This window comes from Cupriavidus sp. C1SS-2L (genome assembly GCF_057073735.1).
Genome location: NZ_CP172708.1, coordinates 3,202,571 through 3,220,089, shown reverse-complemented (window position 1 = coordinate 3,220,089; position 17,519 = coordinate 3,202,571). Strand labels below are relative to the sequence as shown.

Here is a 17,519-nt window from a genome sequence, read left to right as displayed (position 1 = left end):
TCGTCGTGAGAAGACGTGCCATAACCAGATGCAGCCGCTGGTCTGCGCAGATACACTGCAGCGCTGTTGTCCCGCAGATGGCGATTGTTTGATCGCCGACAGCCTATTCTTTCCCTACGTCAATCCGGACTCCATGAAAGCCATCCTCTCCGCCCTGACTCTCGCCCTTCTGGCCCCTGTCGCCGCCCACGCCGCCAACGAGTGCGACAAATACCGCACGAGCTACGACAAGACGTACTGCTTCGCCAAGCTGTTCCTCGAATCCGACAAGGAGCTGAACGCCAGCTACACCGAACTGCGTGGCCTGATCGCCGATGGCGCGAAGCAGAAGCTCAAGGACACCCAGCTGGAATGGATCAAGTACCGCGACGCATCGTGCGAGTCGAGCGGGGCGATTGACGTGGACTGCAACTATCGCGTGAACCGCGACCGCGCGGAGTACCTGCGCGACCGCGTGCGCGAGTGCAAGGCGGGCACCTGCCGCAACGACATGATCAGCAAGAAGTCCTGGAACTGACGCCATGGCGCGGACGATCTCAACGGGCCGCCGCGCCGCATTGGCATGGCTGGCGGCTTGTGTGCCGATGCTGGCCACCGCATCGCCGCTGTCCTCCGGTGCGCGGGCGTTCCGGATCGTCATCGATCCCGGCCACACGCCGGCGCAGGGTGGAGCGCTAGGCGTTCGCGGCGTCTATGAGGTGCGCTACAACGATCGGCTGGCGTCGCAGGTGGCACAGGCGCTCACGCAGGCAGGGTTCGACGTGACGTTGACCCGTGGTCCGGATGACAACTTGTCGCTCGAGGAACGCGCCCGGATCGCCAATGCACGGCAGGCGGACCTGTTCCTGTCCATTCACCACGACTCGGCGCAGATGCAGTATCTCGAAAAGGTGAGGGTGGAGGACCGTGACGCGTACCGGACCACGCGGCCGATCGCTGGGTATTCAGTTTTCGTATCGCAGCGCAATCCCAGCTTCGCGGGAAGCTACGCTTTCGCGCAAATGCTGGGCGAAGAAATGCGCAAGCTGGGCAGGGCGCCGACGCTGCATCATGCGGAGCCGATTGCCGGGGAGTCGCGGGAATTGCTGGCGCCCGATATCGGGATCTATCGATTCGATGATCTCGCTGTGCTGCGGCACACCGCCATGCCGGCTGTGTTGCTGGAGGCGGGCGTGATCGTGGATCCCGGTGATGAGGGGTATGTCAGTGATCCGGGGAATCAGGCGAGTATGGCCAATGCGGTTGTCACGGCCGTTCGGCGGTATGTGGCGAGGGTTCGATCGGGCGACTTGCAGCGGTGACACAAGGACGACACGGGAAATCCGCAATTGCCGATCCGGCTTGATCGACGCAAAATCGGGCCACAACACCACGGCAGCTCCAGGCGCTGCACGTTTTCTCTCCCGGAACAGGCAGTTCGCTTCCCAACGGCGCCCACTCGAGCGCAGACCATCGTGACGTCCACCGCCCCCTCACGCTCTTCCCGCCTGCATTTCGACCTCACCACCATCCAGCTCTTCATCGCCGTAGCAGACCAGGGCAGCATCACCCGCGGCGCCGAGCGCCTGCACCTGGCCGCTGCCGCCGCTTCCCGCCGCATCCTCGAACTGGAATCCCAGCTCGGGGTTTCGCTTTTCGAACGGCTTCCGCACGGCATGGCTTTGACCGAGGCCGGCCGAGCCTTGCTGGCCCACGCGCGTGGTATCACCCACACCGTCCAGCGCATGCAGGACGATGCGTCTTCGTTCGTCGGCGGCGACCTGGGGGTGGTGCGCGTGGCGGCGCCGAAGTCCGCGGTGATCCAGTTTCTCCCGTTCGATATCCAGCGCTGTGCCGCCGCCTGTCCTGGCGTCCGCATCGATCTCCAGGAGATGAACAGCCAGGAAGTCCAGCAATCGCTGCGACGGGGAACCGTGGATATCGGCATCTATGAAGGCAGCCTCGGCGTGGTCGACATGCCGACGGAGCCGTATCGCGCCGATCGGCTGGTGCTGGTCGTTGCGCGCGGACACGGGCTGGCGCGCCGCAAGCAGGTGACGACGGAGGATGTGCTGGACTGCGATCTGATCGTGCTCGGCGAAAGCTCGGCGATCTCGATCGGGCTGGAGCGGCTGGCAGAGGAGGCCGGTCGCGTGCTACGCATGCGCATGCGGGTCGGGGGCTTCGATAGCATCGCCGCGCTGGTGGCGCAGAACCTCGGAGGCGGGGTGATGCCGGAGGCCATCGCGCGCGAGGTTGCCGGTGGCAGCCGCTTTGCGCGGCTGCCCATCGCCGGGGATTGGGCGGAGCGGCAGTTTGTGCTGTGCCATCGGCCTCACGGCGCGTTGTCCTCGGCCGCGCAGAGCGTGGTGGCGGTGCTTGCGCAGAACGCGAAACCTGAATCACCCAAATAGCGATAGCCCGCGGTGAAGGCATTGCGCATCATGGACTCCATAAAACTATCAGGACGGAGACACGCAATGCAGCGCAGGCAATTCATTCTCGCGGCTGCGGCCGGATTGGCGGTGCCCGGGCTGGTGCGCGCGGCGGCCTCTGACGTGCACGGGCCGGTGCGGATCGTAGTCGGCTTTGCCCCGGGCGGCGGCACGGACGTGCTGGCGCGCGTGATCGGGCAGAAGCTCGGCGCCATGTGGAACACCAGCGTGCTGGTCGAGAACAAGCCCGGTGCGACCGGCGCGATCGCCGCTGCCTATGTGGCCAAGCAGCCGCCTGACGGCACCACGCTGTTGATGGCGCACGTGAACAGCCACGCCATCGCTCCCGCATTGCTCGACGTCAAGTACGACCCGCGCACTGACTTCTCGCCGATCTCGATGGTTGGCGTCACGCCCAATATGCTGACTTGCCGCCCCGAGCAGAAGGTGCGCACCGTGTCGGACATCGTGGCGCTGTGCCGGCAGAAGCCGGGCAAGATTTCTTTCGGTTCGTCCGGCATCGGCTCGGCGCAGCATCTGGCGCTGGAGATGTTCCGGATGCAGGCCAAGCTCGATGTGGTGCACGTGCCGTACAAGGGTTCGGGCCCGCTGGTGGCCGACCTGATGGGCGGCCAGATCGACTATGCCTTCGACACGATGACCGCCGCCACGCCGTTCATCCAGCAGGGCAAGGTGATTGCCATCGCGCAGACGCGCCTGAAGCGCGCGGCCAGCCATCCCAATGTGCCGACGCTGGCGGAGTCGGGCTTTCCTGGCCTTGACGCGGCATCGTGGTACGGGCTCGTGGGCCCTAAGGGCATGTCGCCCGCGCTGGTGCAGCGCATGAACGAGGACGTCAACCGCGTGCTGGACATGCCTGACGTGGTCGAGCGTCTCAAGAGTTTCGGCGCCGAGGACTCCGGCGGATCGAGCCAGCAGTTCGCCGCCTTCATTGCGTCCGAGTCGAGCAAATGGGCCAAGGTCGTGAAGGACGCTGGCGTGAAGGCCGAGGCCTGATGGCCGGTCGCCGCCGCACCGACGCACGCCACTCTATTCCTCTATCCAGGAAGTACCCGATGACAGATTTCAGCGATACCTGCGTTCAGGACTCCGCTCGCCCCTTGCCGCTGGCCGGCGTGCGCGTGCTCGACGTCAGCCAGGTCATGGCCGGCCCCTACGCGTGCATGCTGCTGGCCGACCTTGGCGCCGACGTGATCAAGATCGAACCGCCAGAGGGCGGCGACCAGACGCGCGGCTCGATGGGCTTCAAGATGAAGGGCCCGGACAGCATGGGCTTCCTCAACATGAACCGCAACAAGCGCAGCGTCACGCTGGACCTGAAGACGGAATCGGGGCGCGAGGTGCTGTACCGGCTGGCGGAAACCGCCGACATCCTCGTCGAGAATTACCGGCCGGGCGTGATGAAACGCCTCGGCATCGATTACGAGACGCTTAGCAAGATCAATCCGAAGCTCGTCTACTGCAGCATCTCCGGCTTCGGGCAGAGCGGCCCGTGGGCCACGCGGCCCGGCTTCGACCTGATGGCGCAGGCCATGTCGGGCGTCATGAGCGTGACCGGCTACCCGGGCGGCGCGCCCGTGAAGGCCGGTGTGCCGGTGGCCGACATTGGCTGCGCGCTGTTTGCCACTTACGGCATGCTGTCCGCGTACATCGGGGCCAAGGCGACAGGAAAAGGGCAGTACGTCGATGCTTCGCTGTTCGATTCCGCACTGGCCTTTTCGGTGTGGGACACGTGCGAATACTGGGGCACGGGCCGCGAACCCGAGCCGCTGGGCACGGCCAACCGCATGAGCGCGCCGTACCAGGCCATGAAAGCCGCCGATGGCTACTTCGTGATGGGCGCCACCAACCAGAAGCTGTGGCAGTTGCTGTGCAAGACCATCGACCGGCCCGACCTCCTCGCGGACGAGCGCTTTGCGACCGTGGCGCTGCGGCTGAACAACCGCAAGGCGCTGATTTCCGCGCTGGAGGAAAGCTTCGCGCAGCAGGGCTGCGACTACTGGATCGAGCACCTGCTCGAAGTCGGTATCCCGGCCGGGCCGATCCTGACGTATCCGCAGGCGTTCGACAGCGAGCACGGCAAGCACCGCCAGATGCGTATCGAGATCGATCACCCGATCGAAGGCAAGGTGCCCAATATTGGCTTCGCCGTTAAGATGGGCGGCACGCCGCAGCAGGTCAGGCGACCGCCACCGTTGCTGGGTCAGCATACGGAGGAAGTCCTGGCGGAGCTTGGCCTTTCGAAGGATCAACAGCAGTCGCTGGCGGCAGCCGGCGCGTTTGGCGCATGAGCACCGCACGGTCTCCGGAAGGCGACGTCCCTGCCGAGGGGCGCGTCACGCTGACAATGCAGGGACCAGTCGCGACCCTGACATTCGACCGCCCCGCGGCACGCAATGCGATGACGTGGGCGATGTACGAGCAACTCGCCACGCACTGCCGCGCGCTTTCTGCCGATGGCAACGCGGGCGCTCGCGTGGTTGTACTGCGAGGCGCAGGCGGCGAGGCCTTTGTTGCGGGCACGGACATCGCCCAATTCCAGCAGTTCTCGGACGGCGATGACGGGGTTGCCTACGAGGCGCGCATCGACGAAGGCATCCAACTGGTCGAGCAGTTGCCGATGCCGACAGTCGCGGTGATTGAAGGCTGGGCGGTTGGCGGTGGACTGGCCATCGCCACGGCCTGTGATTTCCGGGTGGCGACGCCCAGAGCCCGCTTTGGCGTGCCGATCGCAAAGACGCTCGGCAATACATTGTCGGCGCAGAACCTTGCCAAGCTACGCGCGGCGTGGGGCCTCCAGCCGGTGCGGCGCATGCTGCTGCTGGCGCAGATACTCGATGCCGAGGCGGCGCTGGTGTGTGGCTTTCTGGAAGGCGTGTATCCGGCCGAGACGCTGGATGCAGAGGTGGCCGCGCTATGCGACCGCCTTGGCGCGCTGGCGCTCGTCACGCAGAGCGTCGTCAAGGAGGCGCTGCGCAGGCAGACCGTCGAGTCAGTGCCCGACACCGATGATCTGGTGCGCCGCTGCTACGGCAGCAATGACTTCCATGAGGGCGTCGATGCGTTCGTGAATCGCCGGCCACCGAAGTGGCAGGGACGCTGAACGGCGGTCGTGCGCGCTCATGTGTCAGGCATGATTCCCTGCATTGACGTCGCCGCCAATTCCCAGCCGGCGCACCAGCGGCCGCAGCGTCAGCCCGTTGCAGGTCAGGTTGACCAGGACAAAGCCGACGGCCACCACGGAGGCCAGATGCCTTGCCTCCGGCGGCAAACTTGTTGCCTGCGCGGCGCATAGGGCCAGGACGAGTGTCACGGGGCCGCGCACACCGCCCCACGTGATGGCCAGCCGGTGCGCGCGCGGCAGCGGCGCGCACATGCCGAGGCGGCTCAGCAGCGGCAGGCTGGAGCCAAGCACGGCCCAGCGGCTGAACAGGGCCGCGACCAGCACACCGAGGATCAGCCACAGGTCGGATCCACGCAGCCCGCGCAGCAAGTCAGGCACGTGCATCGCCGCGAGCAGGAAGACCATGCCGCCCGCCATGCCACCCATGCTGCGCCACAAGTGGCGGAATATCGCGTGTTCCTCGGGTGTGCTGGAGCGCCGCAACAACGTGCCGGCGGTCAGCCCGGCCGACACCACCGTCACCACGCCCGACACATGCAGCCACAGGTCGGCGATCGGATAGAGCAGATTCGGCAGGGCCAGAGATAGCGTGAAGCGCGACAGCGGCGCAGCGGGAATGGCCCGGCACGCGCGCGCCAGCAACGCACCCGCGAGCGCGCCGAGTAGCCCGCCGGCAAACAGCGAGCCAAACAGGTCGCCCAGGACCGAGCCTGTCATGGCGTGCGCCGGCTGGCCAACGATGCGCGCCATCAGGTGCGACGCGAGCGTAATCGCCGCTGCATCATTCAGCAGGCTCTCGCCCTCCACCAGCCGCACCATGCGCGCAGGCACGCCACTACTGCGGAACAGGTCGATCACGGCCGACGGATCCGTGGTGCTGACAATGGCTCCGACCAGCAGGCAAACCGCCAGGTTCGCGCCGGAAATCGCATGCGCCGTGACGCCCACCAGCAGTGTCGCAGCGAACACCGCGCCGATCGCCAGAACCAGGATGGGGAGCAGGTCCCGTGCCATCGCGCCTGCATCGGCCTCCAGCGCGGCCTGGAAGAGAATCGGAGGCAGAAAGATCCAGAGATAGCCTTCGGGCCGCAGCGACGGAGACAGAAAGGGCTGGATGGTCTGCGCAGTAAATGTCGGGGCCACGGTGCTGGTGATCAGCAAGCCCGTGCCAAGCGCGAGACCGGCAGCGGTGAGCGTGAGCGCATCGGGCAACCGCAGCTTGATTGCGGCAACATTGCAGGCCGCGATCACGGCCAGCAGACAGCCGATGCGCAGTGTGAGTTCGACAGAGGGTTCCATGCGGGGACGCAAGCGTCAGGTGGCGTACGCTGTCTGACAAGCGGCCTGTCCGCTATGTTCTTGTCGAATCTGGAAATGGGTTATTCCGTCATGCGGGCTTGACGTGGGCAGACTCCGAGCCGGTGCGGCGCGCCGGAGCGTCGCCGCGTGGCTGCTGCGATCTCGTCATGACTCCTTCACCACCAGTATCTGCACCGCCCGCCGTGCAACCGGCGTGACCACCAGCACGGCCGGGAATGCGACGATCCATGCCGTGAGCCACGTACCGGCCCAGATACCGGCGAAGTCCGGCACCAACCCGACAGCGCGATAGGTGGAGATGCCCGCAACAATCAGGGACATGAGTCCTGACAGCACGAGACTGAACAACTGCGGCGCGTATTTGCTGGGGATCATCTGAGTACCTCGCGGTTCCATTTACTGGACATGGTCAAAGGATGCGGTGCAGCGTTTCCGCGAAGTTCCTGCCGAACATCCGGGCGGTCTTCACATCTCCCGCACCGAATCCGTCCGCCGGCGCGGAGTGATCGGACTGTGCCATCAGGCCCGACCATGATCCGAGCCGGTTGGCGGCGTCGTCGTAAGGGACACCGGCATGCTGCTCCGGCAGGATCGGATTGCCGACCCACAGCATGCCGTGCTGCATGCAGAACACGAACATCGACATCAGCGTGGATTGCTTGTCGCCCGCGGGCAGCGACGACACCGTGAAGCCGGCCGCTAGCTTGCCCTTGAGCTGCTGCGTTCGCCACAAGCGGCCGGTGGCGTCCATGAAAGACTTGAAGGGACCGGAGACGCCGCCGAGATAGGTGGGCGAGCCTAGAATGTAGGCGTCATAGCCAAGCAGTGTGTCGGGCGCTCCGGCAAGGTCCTCCGCATTCAGCAATTGCGCCTCGGTATCGGCGACACTCGCGGCGCCCTGGCGCACACAGGACGCAATGTGCCTGGTGTGGCCGTGGGCGCTGTGATAGATGATGGCTAGCTTCTTCATGATGTGGTTTCCAGGTGGCGTTATGCGTCGATCGAAGCAAGCACCGTTCATTGCCCGATACATGCGACAACGAGCGCTGAGAGGTACAGGCCGAATCCGAACACGGTGTGATTGGCGACGCTGCGCAGGCAATTCCTGAGCGGCGTCGGCGTGCGCGAGGCGGCGAAGCCGGAGCCCATCGCCGGTTGCATGACGAACAACGGTGCGGCGACGGTGACCATGCCGATAAGCACTGCGGGCAGCACCGTTGGATGACGCATCCAGCCGATTCCCTGGATCGCGACAAGCAACGCCGCGAACGCGATGCCGATTGCGTAGTGGGTCACCCAGCCCAGCGAGCGTTCGCCGCGAATCGGTCTTGCCTTCCCGATGGAGGCATGCGCAAACGTGCCGTGAAAGAGATGTCCGACCCATCGCCCGATGAACGCGAAGTTCAGCGTCGGAACGCCCATCCGTTTGAGGAACGTCAGCCAGACGTCCATGAAGGCGGTGGCGCCGATTCCTGTGGCAACGATGGCAGTGGCGGTTGCGATATCTGGCAGGCGAGTCATGAGGGGCCCTTTTGTTTGACTTGCGGAAGCGATGTGGCCACTATAGAAGTTGAAGTCAACTTCAAGTCAAGGGTGTTCGGATGGATATCGCGGAAGTCGCAAAGCGCACGGGCGTGCCCGCCTCGACACTGCGCTACTACGAGAAGATGGGGCTGATCGTGTCGCTGGGGCCGCAGGGCGCACGGCGCAGCTTTGCCGATAACGTGGTGGATCAGCTCGCGTTGATCTCGCTCGGGCAGGCTGCGGGGCTCTCGCTGGAAGAGATTCGGTCGATGTTCTCGCCAGACGGGCAGCCGAACATCGACAGGCAGATGCTGGTGGAGAAGGCTGACGAGATCGACGCGCTGATCAAGCGGCTCCGCGCGATGAGCCACGGTCTGCGGCATGCGGCGGCTTGTCCTGCGCCTAGCCATGCCGAATGCCCGACCTTTCGCAAGCTGCTCAAGGCCGCGTCGTCTGGCGCGATGGGGAAAGGGCTGGTGAATGTGGAGTTGAAGCGGCGGGCCAAGTAGCGCTTCGCAAGGTATTGGATTGCGGAGTACCACGCCGGGAGCAGGATGGCGCATTGCGTTCCTGCTCCATTTCCACACGACTATTGCTTCGTCATCTGAGCCTTAAGGCCGACCGATCGTAGGGAGACGGGTGCTGCAGGACTTAAAGGCAGGTCAAAGGTCCGTCCGATTCAGAAGATTCCGACGCTGTTGGCATAGCGGCATTGCATGCATGCAACAGGCTGGCGTTTTCCGCCAAAGAAACTGGCTTCCCTCTGAGGTTCGAATGTGGCGCGAGCCGCAGTCCGGTGAACGGACCCGATGCCGTCGCGCATGCATCGCATCGAAGCGCGGCGCGGCAGCGGCCTTGTTGTCAACGGCGGAATCAAGGACATGGATGGCCGCGAGGCACAGATGTTCGGTCAGAAGGGGTATAGGTTTTCGTGGTGCTTGATGTCGTGGTCGTTTGAAATTTCTCGTCGTCCACCACCCCCGGTACCGTGCATTTTTTTCACGCTGAAACGTCGCCCTGCCGCCACACTAGCGCTCCCGCGCTAGCCCATGTGCCCGTGCCTGGTCTGGCACGCTTCTCGCGTCACATACCCATCCCACCCCCGGATGGCTCGTCTCCCCGCGCGCCGTCCGCTCAGGAGCCCGTGATGACGACGACAACGACGACAACGACAACCCCATTCCTCACCGACGTAAAAACCCTGCGCGAGCGTGCGCGCAAGCATATCGACGACGGTGCGGTGACGGCCGGCTATTCCGCGGAGCGCGATACCGTACTCAAGCTGTTGAATGACGCGCTCGCGACAGAGATCGTCTGCACGCTGCGCTACCGGCGCCACTACTTCATGGCGCAGGGACCGAACTCGAAGAGTGTGGCGGAGGAATTCCTTGCGCACTCGAATGAAGAGCAGGGGCATGCCGACAAGATTGCCGAGCGCATCGTGCAGCTCGGTGGCGAGCCAGACTTTGCGCCCGACGGGCTGACCAGCCGTTCACACGCCGAGTATGTCGAAGGCAAGACGCTGACCGACATGATTCGCGAAGATCTTGTCGCCGAGCGCATCGCGATCGACAGCTATCGCGAGATCGTCAAGTTCCTTGGCGACCGCGACCCGACGTCGCGGCGCATGATGGAAGAGATCCTCGCGGTAGAGGAAGAGCACGCCGACGACATGGCGGACCTGTTGGCCCGCCAGGGCTCGGAACGCTGAGACCGCGAAGGGTTTCAGCTGACGCGAGGGGGCGCTGCCGGCGACAGCGCCTCGTTCGGCTCGGGTGTCACGACTTCGACCGTGGCGGCGGGTTCGTCAACCCAAAGCCAGAACAGACGGTAGCCGACCGCCAGCATCACCGGGCCGATGAACAGGCCGATGATGCCGCCGCTGACCATCCCGCCGAGCGCGCCGATCAGCACCACTGGCATCGGCACGTCCACGCCGCGCCCGAGCAGCAGCGGCTTGAGCACGTTGTCGGCGAGGCCGGCGACGAACACATAGATCGAGAAGACGATCGTCGCGAAGGTGGTGCCCTCGGTGGCGAAGACATAAACAATCACCGGTACTGTGATCAGCGTCGCCGGCAGTTGCATGATGCCAAGCAGCAGGACGGCAAGCGCCAGCAGCCCGGCGCCCGGAATGTCCTTGACGATGAAGGCCACGCCGATCAGCATCATCTGGATGAAGGCGATGCCGACCACGCCCTGCGCCACGGCACGAATGGTCGCGGTGCACAATTCCACGATGCGTAGGCCGCGGTCAGGCCCGACGATGCGCGAGGCGATCCGCTCGGCGCTGCGCGACCCCATCTCGCCGTAGGCCATGATGATGCCTGCGATGATCAGCGCAAACACGAACACCAGCAATCCCGTGCCAAGGCCTGCCAGCTTGGCCAGCAAGCCGACGCTGAACCCCTTCAGCTGCGGCGCGACTTTCATCAGCAGGCCGCTCAGGTCGGTAGCCGCCTGTTGCCAGAAGGCATAGAGCTGCTGGCCCACCAGCGGCCAGCTGGCGACGGACTCCGCCGGCTGGGGGATGCTGAGTCTGCCGTCCTTGACGACGTCGATGGCGCGTTCCACCGACTCGAACACGGCGACGCCCAGCAGGTAGGCAGGCACCAGGATGATGGCGATAGAAAGCAGGACAATCAACGTGGCGATGTGGCCCTCGCTGAGTCCCAGCCGGCCGCGCAGCCTGACTTGCAGCGGGTAGATAGTGACCGCGAGGATCAGCGCCCAGACCACCAGGTCGAAGAACGGGTGGAAGATCTCGAAGCAGAAGATGACGAGCGTGGCGATTAGCCCCGCGCGGATCAGGACATCGAGCAGCCCGCGGGACAGCGCCCGCTCGGAAATGGATGTTTGCAGCATCGCCTGTCTCCTTGCAGGGCGCGGCCGGTCGCTGGCTGCGCGGGCGGCCGCGGAAAGTGCACGGCGCAGAACGCCGCATTCAGTCTAGGTCAGGCGGAGTGCCGGAACAAGCGCAGCAGCGGTCACTGGCCGCAATCCGCGGCTGCCGTGAATGTGCCCGATGATCTGCTTTTGCCGGGACAGCGACTATGCATCCCGCTCGTGGTACGGCAGCAGCAGCGAGAAGGCGGGATTGAGCGCCAGCCACGGTTGCCATGTCGCGCGCACCATGTCCGCCCACCATTGGACGACTTCTTCGAAAGGCAGCGGCGGATATTGCGCAAGCCAGTGCTCCATGGCCGCGAAGGATGGCGTTGCCCGGATCAGCACGGATATCAGTTCGGCATTCTGCTCGGGCGCGTTGCGTCGCGTGAACTCGATGTCCACGGTGGGGAGATGTGCGGTGATGCTGGCTTCTGGCATGGTCGTCGACTCCTGATCGGATCCAAGGGAATCCTGAGGGATAAGCGGTGCTTCATTCATTCTTGGCGACGAACGTGTCAGCGGCAAGCACAAGGACTTGCACCAGGACTTGCTCTAGGACTCGCGTCCGGGACTCCCTGGTCATGCCGCCGGCGACGAGTTGCTCAAGCACCTGGCTACAGTGAGCAAGGCCGCGGTGCGGCCGCAAGACATGGTGGCGCGTGTTAGTGACGAGGAGTTCTGCGTGCTGCTGCCCGATACCACTCCCGAGGATGCGGCGGAGATCGCCGGGCGTCTGCGTCTGGCGATTGCCGCTTGTGTGCATGCGGGACGCGACACTGTTGCGATTTGGCTCGCCGGGGCGGGAGATCCGCTATACGGTATCGATCGGCGTCGCGGAGCTGGTGACGGACGCATGCGACAGCCTCGATGCGCAGGCCGCCCCGGCGGACCACAGACTCTACGCGGCCAAGGAGCGAGGCAGGAACCGTGTGGTAGCGCACGGGTGATTTGACGCGGCCTGCGAACAGGAGCACGCTGTCAGCATCGTCTCACCCTCCAGCGGAGCCCGCCATGCCCACCGACGATTTCAAGGCGCACAAGGCATTCAAGGAGCTGAAGGCAACCCTGGCGATGCTGCTGCGCGACATGCCCGCCGGCACCACGGCCGATTTTGCCGATGTGGCTGTCGCCTACTGGGATGGCATGCGCGTGTCAGGCTTCTATCTGCGCGACCGCGGGCGGCTCGACGAGGAATTCGATTTCGACGAGAACGCGTGGGAAAACTGGCGCGACGAACTCAGCGCGTGGCTCGCCGCGCCACGCTTCAGCGAGCGCGACGAACTCAAGGCACGCCTGTCCGGCGCGGAGTCGCGCACCAGCAGCGCGCGGATGGCGACCGTTACCTGGCTTCCGGCTGCGTCGCAGCGCTGAAGGTCTTGTTGGCGATGCCCCACACGCCGTTGATCTCCAGCAACGTGAAGTAGTCGGTAAACGTCACCCCCGGATACTGCAGCACCACCTTGGCCGCGCCGGCATTGCCCGTGACATCGAACTGCGTGATGAAACGCTTGCGCTGGGCTTCGTCAGCGGCTGGCTCGCCATGAAATCGCGCGGCAATGAAGTCGTCGACGGTCAGGCTGTAGTGCACGCCGTCGCGAAAAGAGATGATGCGGGCGTCAGGGTGGAACGCCTTGCGGATGTACTCGCCGTTGCCGGTCGCGTGACCTTTCAGGTAGTTCTCGACAGGTTCCAGGGCGGCAGCGTATTGCGGCGTCAGGCTGGCTTCGCGGGATGTCATGGTTTCCTCCTTTCCAAGGGTCGCCGGGCGCGGCCCGGACAGTTCAGGTCCGTTATTGTATTCCAATATTGTATACAAAAATGCCGGTGCACGGCATTCGGGGGAAGACACGGATCCCGCCCAGCCGCAGATGACCTGCGGTTAGTCGATGCGAAATATCTAAAATCACCACCCGAGAAAACTCAATTCCGTTTCGCTTTTCCTTCTGTAACGATAGCTTCGGGGTGCGGTCTACGCACCACTTATGCATTGCGGAGGAAGAGTCATGGGCAGCAAGGAGCGCCGGAATTCCGCCACAGGCATGGCGCAGGCGGAAGGCGTTGCGGCAACGGTCGCTGATCGGCCGGGCCGCTGGCGCGGCGCCATCGTCGCCATGCTGGTATGCACCGGTGTGGCGGCGGGCTTCGGTGCGACCTGGTGGTTCCAGCACGGCAGGCACGGTCAGCAAGGGCAGGGCGTGGTCGTTGGCGATGGCACGCGTGGCCCGGCCGGCATGGTCCATGTGCCCGGCGGCGAATTCCTCATGGGCAGCGACAGCAAGATGGCGCAGGCCAACGAGAAGCCCGCGCACAAGGTGCGCATCCACGGCTTCTGGATGGACCAGCACCATGTCACCAATGCCGAGTTCCGCAAGTTCGTCGAGGCGACCGGCTATGTCACCACGGCCGAGAAATCGCCTGACTGGGAAACGCTGAAAGTCCAACTGCCGCCCGGTACGCCACGCCCGCCCGCCAGTGCAATGGTCGCGGGCGCCATGGTGTTCGTGGGCACGTCGCGGCCCGTGCCGCTGCAGGACTATTCGCGCTGGTGGCGCTACGTCCCGGGTGCGGACTGGCGCCATCCGGGCGGGCCGGGTACGTCGATCGAGGGCAAGGACAATCACCCGGTTGTGCAGGTCTCCTATGAAGACGCGCAGGCCTATGCCAAGTGGGCAGGCAAGCGTCTGCCGACCGAAGCCGAGTGGGAGTTCGCCGCGCGCGGCGGGCTGGAGCAGGCCACCTACGCGTGGGGCGAGAAGTTCGCGCCCGATGGCAAACAGATGGCCAATGTCTGGCAGGGCCAGCAGGGGCAGCCGTTCCCCGTGATCAGCCCGAAGGCTGGCGGCGCGCTCGGCACGAGCCCGGTCGGCACGTTTCCGGCCAACGGCTACGGCCTCTATGACATGACTGGCAATGCGTGGCAGTGGGTCGCGGACTGGTACCGCGCCGACCAGTTCCGGCGAGAGGCTGCGCAGGGCAAGCTGGTCGACGATCCTCCTGGCCCGCTGGCGTCATGGGATCCGAGCGAGCCTGGCGTGCCCGTCGGCGCGCCCAAGCGCGTCACGCGCGGCGGGTCGTTTCTCTGCAATGAGGATTACTGCCTGAGCTACCGGCCCAGCGCGCGGCGCGGCACCGATCCGTACAACAGCATGTCGCATCTCGGCTTCCGTCTGGTGATGGACGACAGCCGCTGGGCCGAAATGCGAAAGCAGCAGCCAGTGGCCATGGCGCGATAGCCGTTGTTCGGCTCGTTCTGCTTGTTCTGCTTTCGAACCGTTTTCCAACAACAGGAGCGCGCGCGATGCACCCCTCCACACCCAGGCCGCCGGCCCGCAACCGGCTGAGCCCGGCGCTGGCCGCCCTGTGCCTGGCCGCACTGACGTTTGCGGGCGGCACTCTCGGCGGATGCGCGGCACCGACCGAAGGCGCCGCGGCGGAGCCAATTGCTCAGTCCGCGCAGTCGCCGCAGGCCGCTGCGCAAGCGCTGCCGTCATGGCGCGACGCGCCGGCGCGGCAGGCATTGCTGAAGTTCGTGGCGGATACCACGCGTCCTGGTTCGCCCACCTTTGTCGCGCCGGCCGACCGCGTTGCCGTGTTCGACAACGACGGCACGCTGTGGAGCGAGCAGCCGCTCTACTTCCAGTTCTTCTTCCTGCTGGATCAGGTCAAGGCCGCCGCACCGCAGCATTCCGAGTGGAAGAGCAATCCAGCCTTCAAGGCGCTGATGGCCAACGACATGCAGGCCCTGATGCGCAACGAGAAACAGTTGCTCGCGCTGATCGCCGCGGCCAACAGCGGCATGACGGTCGATGAGTATGACCGCACGATCCGCACGTGGCTCGCGCAGGCGAAGCACCCGAAGCTGCAGCGTCCATACACCGAACTGGTTTACCAGCCGCAAGTGGAGCTGCTGTCCTACCTGCGTGCCAACGGCTTCAAGACCTACATCGTCTCGGGCGGCACCATCGATTTCATGCGCCCCTGGACAGAAAAGATCTACGGCATTCCACCCGAGCAGGTGATCGGTTCCTCGCAGGCGGTCAAGTACACGCTGCGCGACGGCAAACCAGTGCTCGTGCGAGAACCGAAGCTGGAATTCATCGATGACGGACCCGGCAAGCCAGTCGGCATCTACCGCCATATCGGGCGGCGCCCCATTCTCGCCGTGGGCAATTCGGACGGCGACCTGCAGATGCTGGAGTACACCGCGGGCGGCGAAGGCCTGCGGCTGGCCGTGCTGGTGCACCACGACGACGCCGAGCGCGAGTTTGCCTATGACCGGCAGTCCAGGGTCGGCAAACTCGACAAGGCGCTCGACGCGGCCCGGGCCAAGGGCTGGACGGTAGTCAGCATGAAGCAGGACTGGCTGCAGGTCTATCCGGCCGGCAAGCCGTGACGTTCAACAGCAGCACGAAGCTGGCAATCATGGGTCGACAAACGGAGGCAGGACATGCACCGAGTTGAAGAAGGCAGTAGCAGAGGAAGGGGCACCAGGCTGGTGATGCTGGCCATGGCCGCCGCCGTGTTCACGTTGGCGGGCTGCGGCAAGAAGGAAACGCCGCCCAAGGAACAGCAGCCAGCGGCACAGGCGCCCGCGCCCGCGCCTGTGGCGCAGGCTCCGGTGCCTGCAAAGGAAAACCCGCCCGTGGCGGCCAGTGCGCCAGTTGACGCGGCATCGGCGCCGGCGCTGGCGGCTACCTCGTCGTCCGGCAAGAAGCCGAACATCCTCGTCATCTTCGGCGATGACATCGGGCAGACCAACATCAGCGCCTACAGTCACGGCGTGGTGGGCTATCGCACGCCCAACATCGACCGCATCGCCAATGAAGGCATGATGCTCACCGACTACTACGGCGAGAACAGCTGCACGGCAGGCCGCTCCACGTTCATTACCGGTGAGGTTGGCTTGCGCACCGGTCTGCTGAAGGTCGGCATTCCCGGCGCACCGGTCGGTCTGCAGGCGCAGAACGTGACGATCGCACAGGCGCTCAAGCCGCTCGGCTATGCGACCGGCCAGTTTGGCAAGAATCACCTGGGCGACCGCAACGAGTACCTGCCGACCGCGCACGGCTTCGACGAGTTCTTCGGCAACCTCTACCACTTGAACGCGGAAGAGGAACCCGAGCGTCCGTACTACCCGAAGAACGATACGGCATGGGTCAAGGCAAACGCGCCGCGTGGCGTGCTCCATACGTACGCCGACGGCAAGATCGAAGATACCGGTCCGCTGAACCGCAAGCGCATGGAGACCATCGATGACGAAACCACGGCGGCGGCGATCGGCTTCATGGAGAAGCAGGTCAAGGCCGACAAGCCGTTCTTCGTGTGGATGAATACCACGCGCATGCACGCGTTCACGCACGTGCGCGAGTCGATGCGCGGACAGAGCGGCATGCCCGGTAACGATTATGCGGACGGCATGCTCGAACATGATGGCGATGTCGGCAAGCTGCTCAAGTCGCTCGACGACCTGAAGGTTGCCGACAACACTATCGTTATTTACACGACCGACAACGGGCCGAACCAGTGGTCCTGGCCGGACGCCGCAACAACGCCGTTCCGCAGCGAGAAGGACACCAACTGGGAAGGTGCGTTCCGCGTGCCTGCAATGGTGCGCTGGCCGGGCAGGATCAAGCCTGGCACGGTGTCAACGACCATGATGTCCGGCCTCGACTGGTTCCCGACGCTGCTTGCGGCGGCTGGCGATGGCGACATCAAGGACCGGCTGCTCAAGGGCGCGAGCATTGGCGGCAAGTCCTTCAAGGTGCACCTCGACGGCTATAACTTCCTGCCATACCTGACCGGACAGACTAATGTCGGACCGCGCCAGGACTTCTTCTATTTCAACGATGACGGCGTGCTGGTCGCCATGCGCCACAACGACTGGAAATTTGTGTTCTGCGAGCAGCGACACCCGGGCGGCTTCGAGGTATGGGCGAATCCCTTTACCTGCCTGCGCGTGCCAAAGGCGTTCAACCTCCGCATGGACCCGTATGAGCGTGCGGATATCGTCTCCGATCAGTACTATGACTGGACGGCGAAAAACGCCTACATGATCGGCTACGCGTCATCGCGGGTCGCACCGTTCCTCCAGACGTTCAAGGACTACCCGCCCAGCCAGCGTCCGGCGAGCTTCACGATCGACCAGATGACGGAGGCGGTGATGAAGTCCATTGACAAGGGGGCTGCCGGGGCCGGGAAGTAATTCCAGCAGCAATGGTTGGCCGGGC

20 protein-coding genes and 1 pseudogene are annotated in these 17,519 nt (G+C 64.7%); 14 read left to right on the top strand and 7 right to left on the bottom strand.

The window, feature by feature from the left end:
* Window positions 1-133 precede the first annotated feature (133 nt).
* From ACIGJG_RS14940 to ACIGJG_RS14915, 6 genes are all read left to right on the top strand, one after another.
* The gene (locus ACIGJG_RS14940; RefSeq protein ID WP_041680058.1) at window positions 134-517 is read left to right on the top strand and encodes a lysozyme inhibitor LprI family protein; all 384 of its coding nucleotides are present in this window, start codon (window positions 134-136) and stop codon (window positions 515-517) included.
* A gap of 4 nt (window positions 518-521) precedes the next feature.
* Window positions 522-1,301 (top strand): N-acetylmuramoyl-L-alanine amidase family protein, encoded by a 780-nt coding sequence (locus ACIGJG_RS14935; protein ID WP_140952067.1) that lies wholly within the window; start codon window positions 522-524, stop codon window positions 1,299-1,301.
* A gap of 153 nt (window positions 1,302-1,454) precedes the next feature.
* Window positions 1,455-2,393, top strand: coding sequence for a LysR family transcriptional regulator (locus tag ACIGJG_RS14930; protein ID WP_483672480.1), 939 nt, complete (start codon window positions 1,455-1,457; stop codon window positions 2,391-2,393).
* A gap of 66 nt (window positions 2,394-2,459) precedes the next feature.
* A complete protein-coding gene (locus tag ACIGJG_RS14925) occupies window positions 2,460-3,431 on the top strand; it encodes a Bug family tripartite tricarboxylate transporter substrate binding protein (protein ID WP_483672479.1) in 972 nt (323 codons plus the stop codon).
* A 59-nt stretch (window positions 3,432-3,490) separates the two neighbouring features.
* Window positions 3,491-4,726, top strand: coding sequence for a CaiB/BaiF CoA transferase family protein (locus tag ACIGJG_RS14920; RefSeq protein ID WP_483672478.1), 1,236 nt, complete (start codon window positions 3,491-3,493; stop codon window positions 4,724-4,726).
* A complete protein-coding gene (locus tag ACIGJG_RS14915) occupies window positions 4,723-5,538 on the top strand; it encodes an enoyl-CoA hydratase/isomerase family protein (RefSeq protein WP_483672477.1) in 816 nt (271 codons plus the stop codon). Before ACIGJG_RS14920 ends, ACIGJG_RS14915 begins: the two co-directional genes overlap by 4 nt.
* A 24-nt stretch (window positions 5,539-5,562) precedes the next feature.
* Here ACIGJG_RS14915 and ACIGJG_RS14910 read toward each other — a convergent pair whose 3' ends face one another.
* The 4 genes from ACIGJG_RS14910 to ACIGJG_RS14895 all read right to left on the bottom strand — a co-directional run bounded on the left by ACIGJG_RS14910 (window position 5,563) and on the right by ACIGJG_RS14895 (window position 8,400).
* On the bottom strand, window positions 5,563-6,858 hold the full coding sequence (locus ACIGJG_RS14910) for a cation:proton antiporter (RefSeq protein ID WP_011299051.1): 1,296 nt from the start codon (window positions 6,856-6,858) through the stop codon (window positions 5,563-5,565).
* 165 nt (window positions 6,859-7,023) lie between these two features.
* On the bottom strand, window positions 7,024-7,254 hold the full coding sequence (locus tag ACIGJG_RS14905; RefSeq protein WP_011299050.1) for a DUF2798 domain-containing protein: 231 nt from the start codon (window positions 7,252-7,254) through the stop codon (window positions 7,024-7,026).
* Between the two features lie 34 nt (window positions 7,255-7,288).
* Window positions 7,289-7,849, bottom strand: a complete 561-nt coding sequence (locus ACIGJG_RS14900) for a flavodoxin family protein (protein WP_011299049.1) — start codon at window positions 7,847-7,849, stop codon at window positions 7,289-7,291.
* A gap of 47 nt (window positions 7,850-7,896) precedes the next feature.
* The gene (locus tag ACIGJG_RS14895; RefSeq protein ID WP_011299048.1) at window positions 7,897-8,400 is read right to left on the bottom strand and encodes a DUF2938 domain-containing protein; all 504 of its coding nucleotides are present in this window, start codon (window positions 8,398-8,400) and stop codon (window positions 7,897-7,899) included.
* 80 nt (window positions 8,401-8,480) lie between these two features.
* Between ACIGJG_RS14895 and ACIGJG_RS14890 the strand changes: the two genes are divergently transcribed.
* Together ACIGJG_RS14890 and ACIGJG_RS14885 are read left to right on the top strand one after the other, a co-directional pair.
* The gene (locus ACIGJG_RS14890; RefSeq protein WP_483672476.1) at window positions 8,481-8,912 is read left to right on the top strand and encodes a helix-turn-helix domain-containing protein; all 432 of its coding nucleotides are present in this window, start codon (window positions 8,481-8,483) and stop codon (window positions 8,910-8,912) included.
* A gap of 638 nt (window positions 8,913-9,550) precedes the next feature.
* Window positions 9,551-10,114, top strand: a complete 564-nt coding sequence (locus tag ACIGJG_RS14885) for a ferritin-like domain-containing protein (protein WP_011299046.1) — start codon at window positions 9,551-9,553, stop codon at window positions 10,112-10,114.
* A 14-nt stretch (window positions 10,115-10,128) separates the two neighbouring features.
* Here ACIGJG_RS14885 and ACIGJG_RS14880 read toward each other — a convergent pair whose 3' ends face one another.
* Window positions 10,129-11,268, bottom strand: coding sequence for an AI-2E family transporter (locus ACIGJG_RS14880; protein ID WP_011299045.1), 1,140 nt, complete (start codon window positions 11,266-11,268; stop codon window positions 10,129-10,131).
* A 186-nt stretch (window positions 11,269-11,454) separates the two neighbouring features.
* On the bottom strand, window positions 11,455-11,730 hold the full coding sequence (locus ACIGJG_RS14875; protein WP_011299044.1) for a hypothetical protein: 276 nt from the start codon (window positions 11,728-11,730) through the stop codon (window positions 11,455-11,457).
* 181 nt (window positions 11,731-11,911) lie between these two features.
* Here ACIGJG_RS14875 and ACIGJG_RS14870 point away from each other — a divergent pair.
* From ACIGJG_RS14870 to ACIGJG_RS14860, 3 genes and pseudogenes are all read left to right on the top strand, one after another.
* A pseudogene (locus ACIGJG_RS14870) lies at window positions 11,912-11,986 on the top strand (hypothetical protein); the annotation flags it as partial.
* A gap of 67 nt (window positions 11,987-12,053) precedes the next feature.
* Window positions 12,054-12,239 carry a diguanylate cyclase gene (locus ACIGJG_RS14865; RefSeq protein WP_041679708.1) on the top strand — a complete coding sequence of 62 codons (186 nt, stop codon included), beginning with the start codon at window positions 12,054-12,056 and terminating at the stop codon, window positions 12,237-12,239.
* Between the two features lie 64 nt (window positions 12,240-12,303).
* Window positions 12,304-12,663, top strand: coding sequence for a hypothetical protein (locus ACIGJG_RS14860; protein ID WP_011299043.1), 360 nt, complete (start codon window positions 12,304-12,306; stop codon window positions 12,661-12,663).
* Here the strand turns inward: ACIGJG_RS14860 and ACIGJG_RS14855 are convergent.
* Window positions 12,632-13,030: a nuclear transport factor 2 family protein gene (locus tag ACIGJG_RS14855; RefSeq protein ID WP_220631043.1), complete on the bottom strand. Its 399-nt coding sequence runs from the start codon at window positions 13,028-13,030 to the stop codon at window positions 12,632-12,634. The two genes, ACIGJG_RS14860 and ACIGJG_RS14855, sit on opposite strands and share 32 nt — an antisense overlap.
* 265 nt (window positions 13,031-13,295) lie before the next feature.
* Between ACIGJG_RS14855 and ACIGJG_RS14850 the strand changes: the two genes are divergently transcribed.
* The 3 genes from ACIGJG_RS14850 (at window position 13,296) to ACIGJG_RS14840 (ending at window position 17,494) form a co-directional block, all read left to right on the top strand.
* Window positions 13,296-14,525, top strand: coding sequence for a formylglycine-generating enzyme family protein (locus ACIGJG_RS14850; RefSeq protein WP_483672474.1), 1,230 nt, complete (start codon window positions 13,296-13,298; stop codon window positions 14,523-14,525).
* Between the two features lie 65 nt (window positions 14,526-14,590).
* On the top strand, window positions 14,591-15,685 hold the full coding sequence (locus ACIGJG_RS14845) for an HAD family hydrolase (RefSeq protein ID WP_483672473.1): 1,095 nt from the start codon (window positions 14,591-14,593) through the stop codon (window positions 15,683-15,685).
* A 54-nt stretch (window positions 15,686-15,739) separates the two neighbouring features.
* Window positions 15,740-17,494, top strand: a complete 1,755-nt coding sequence (locus ACIGJG_RS14840; protein WP_245001886.1) for an arylsulfatase — start codon at window positions 15,740-15,742, stop codon at window positions 17,492-17,494.
* Window positions 17,495-17,519 lie beyond the last annotated feature (25 nt).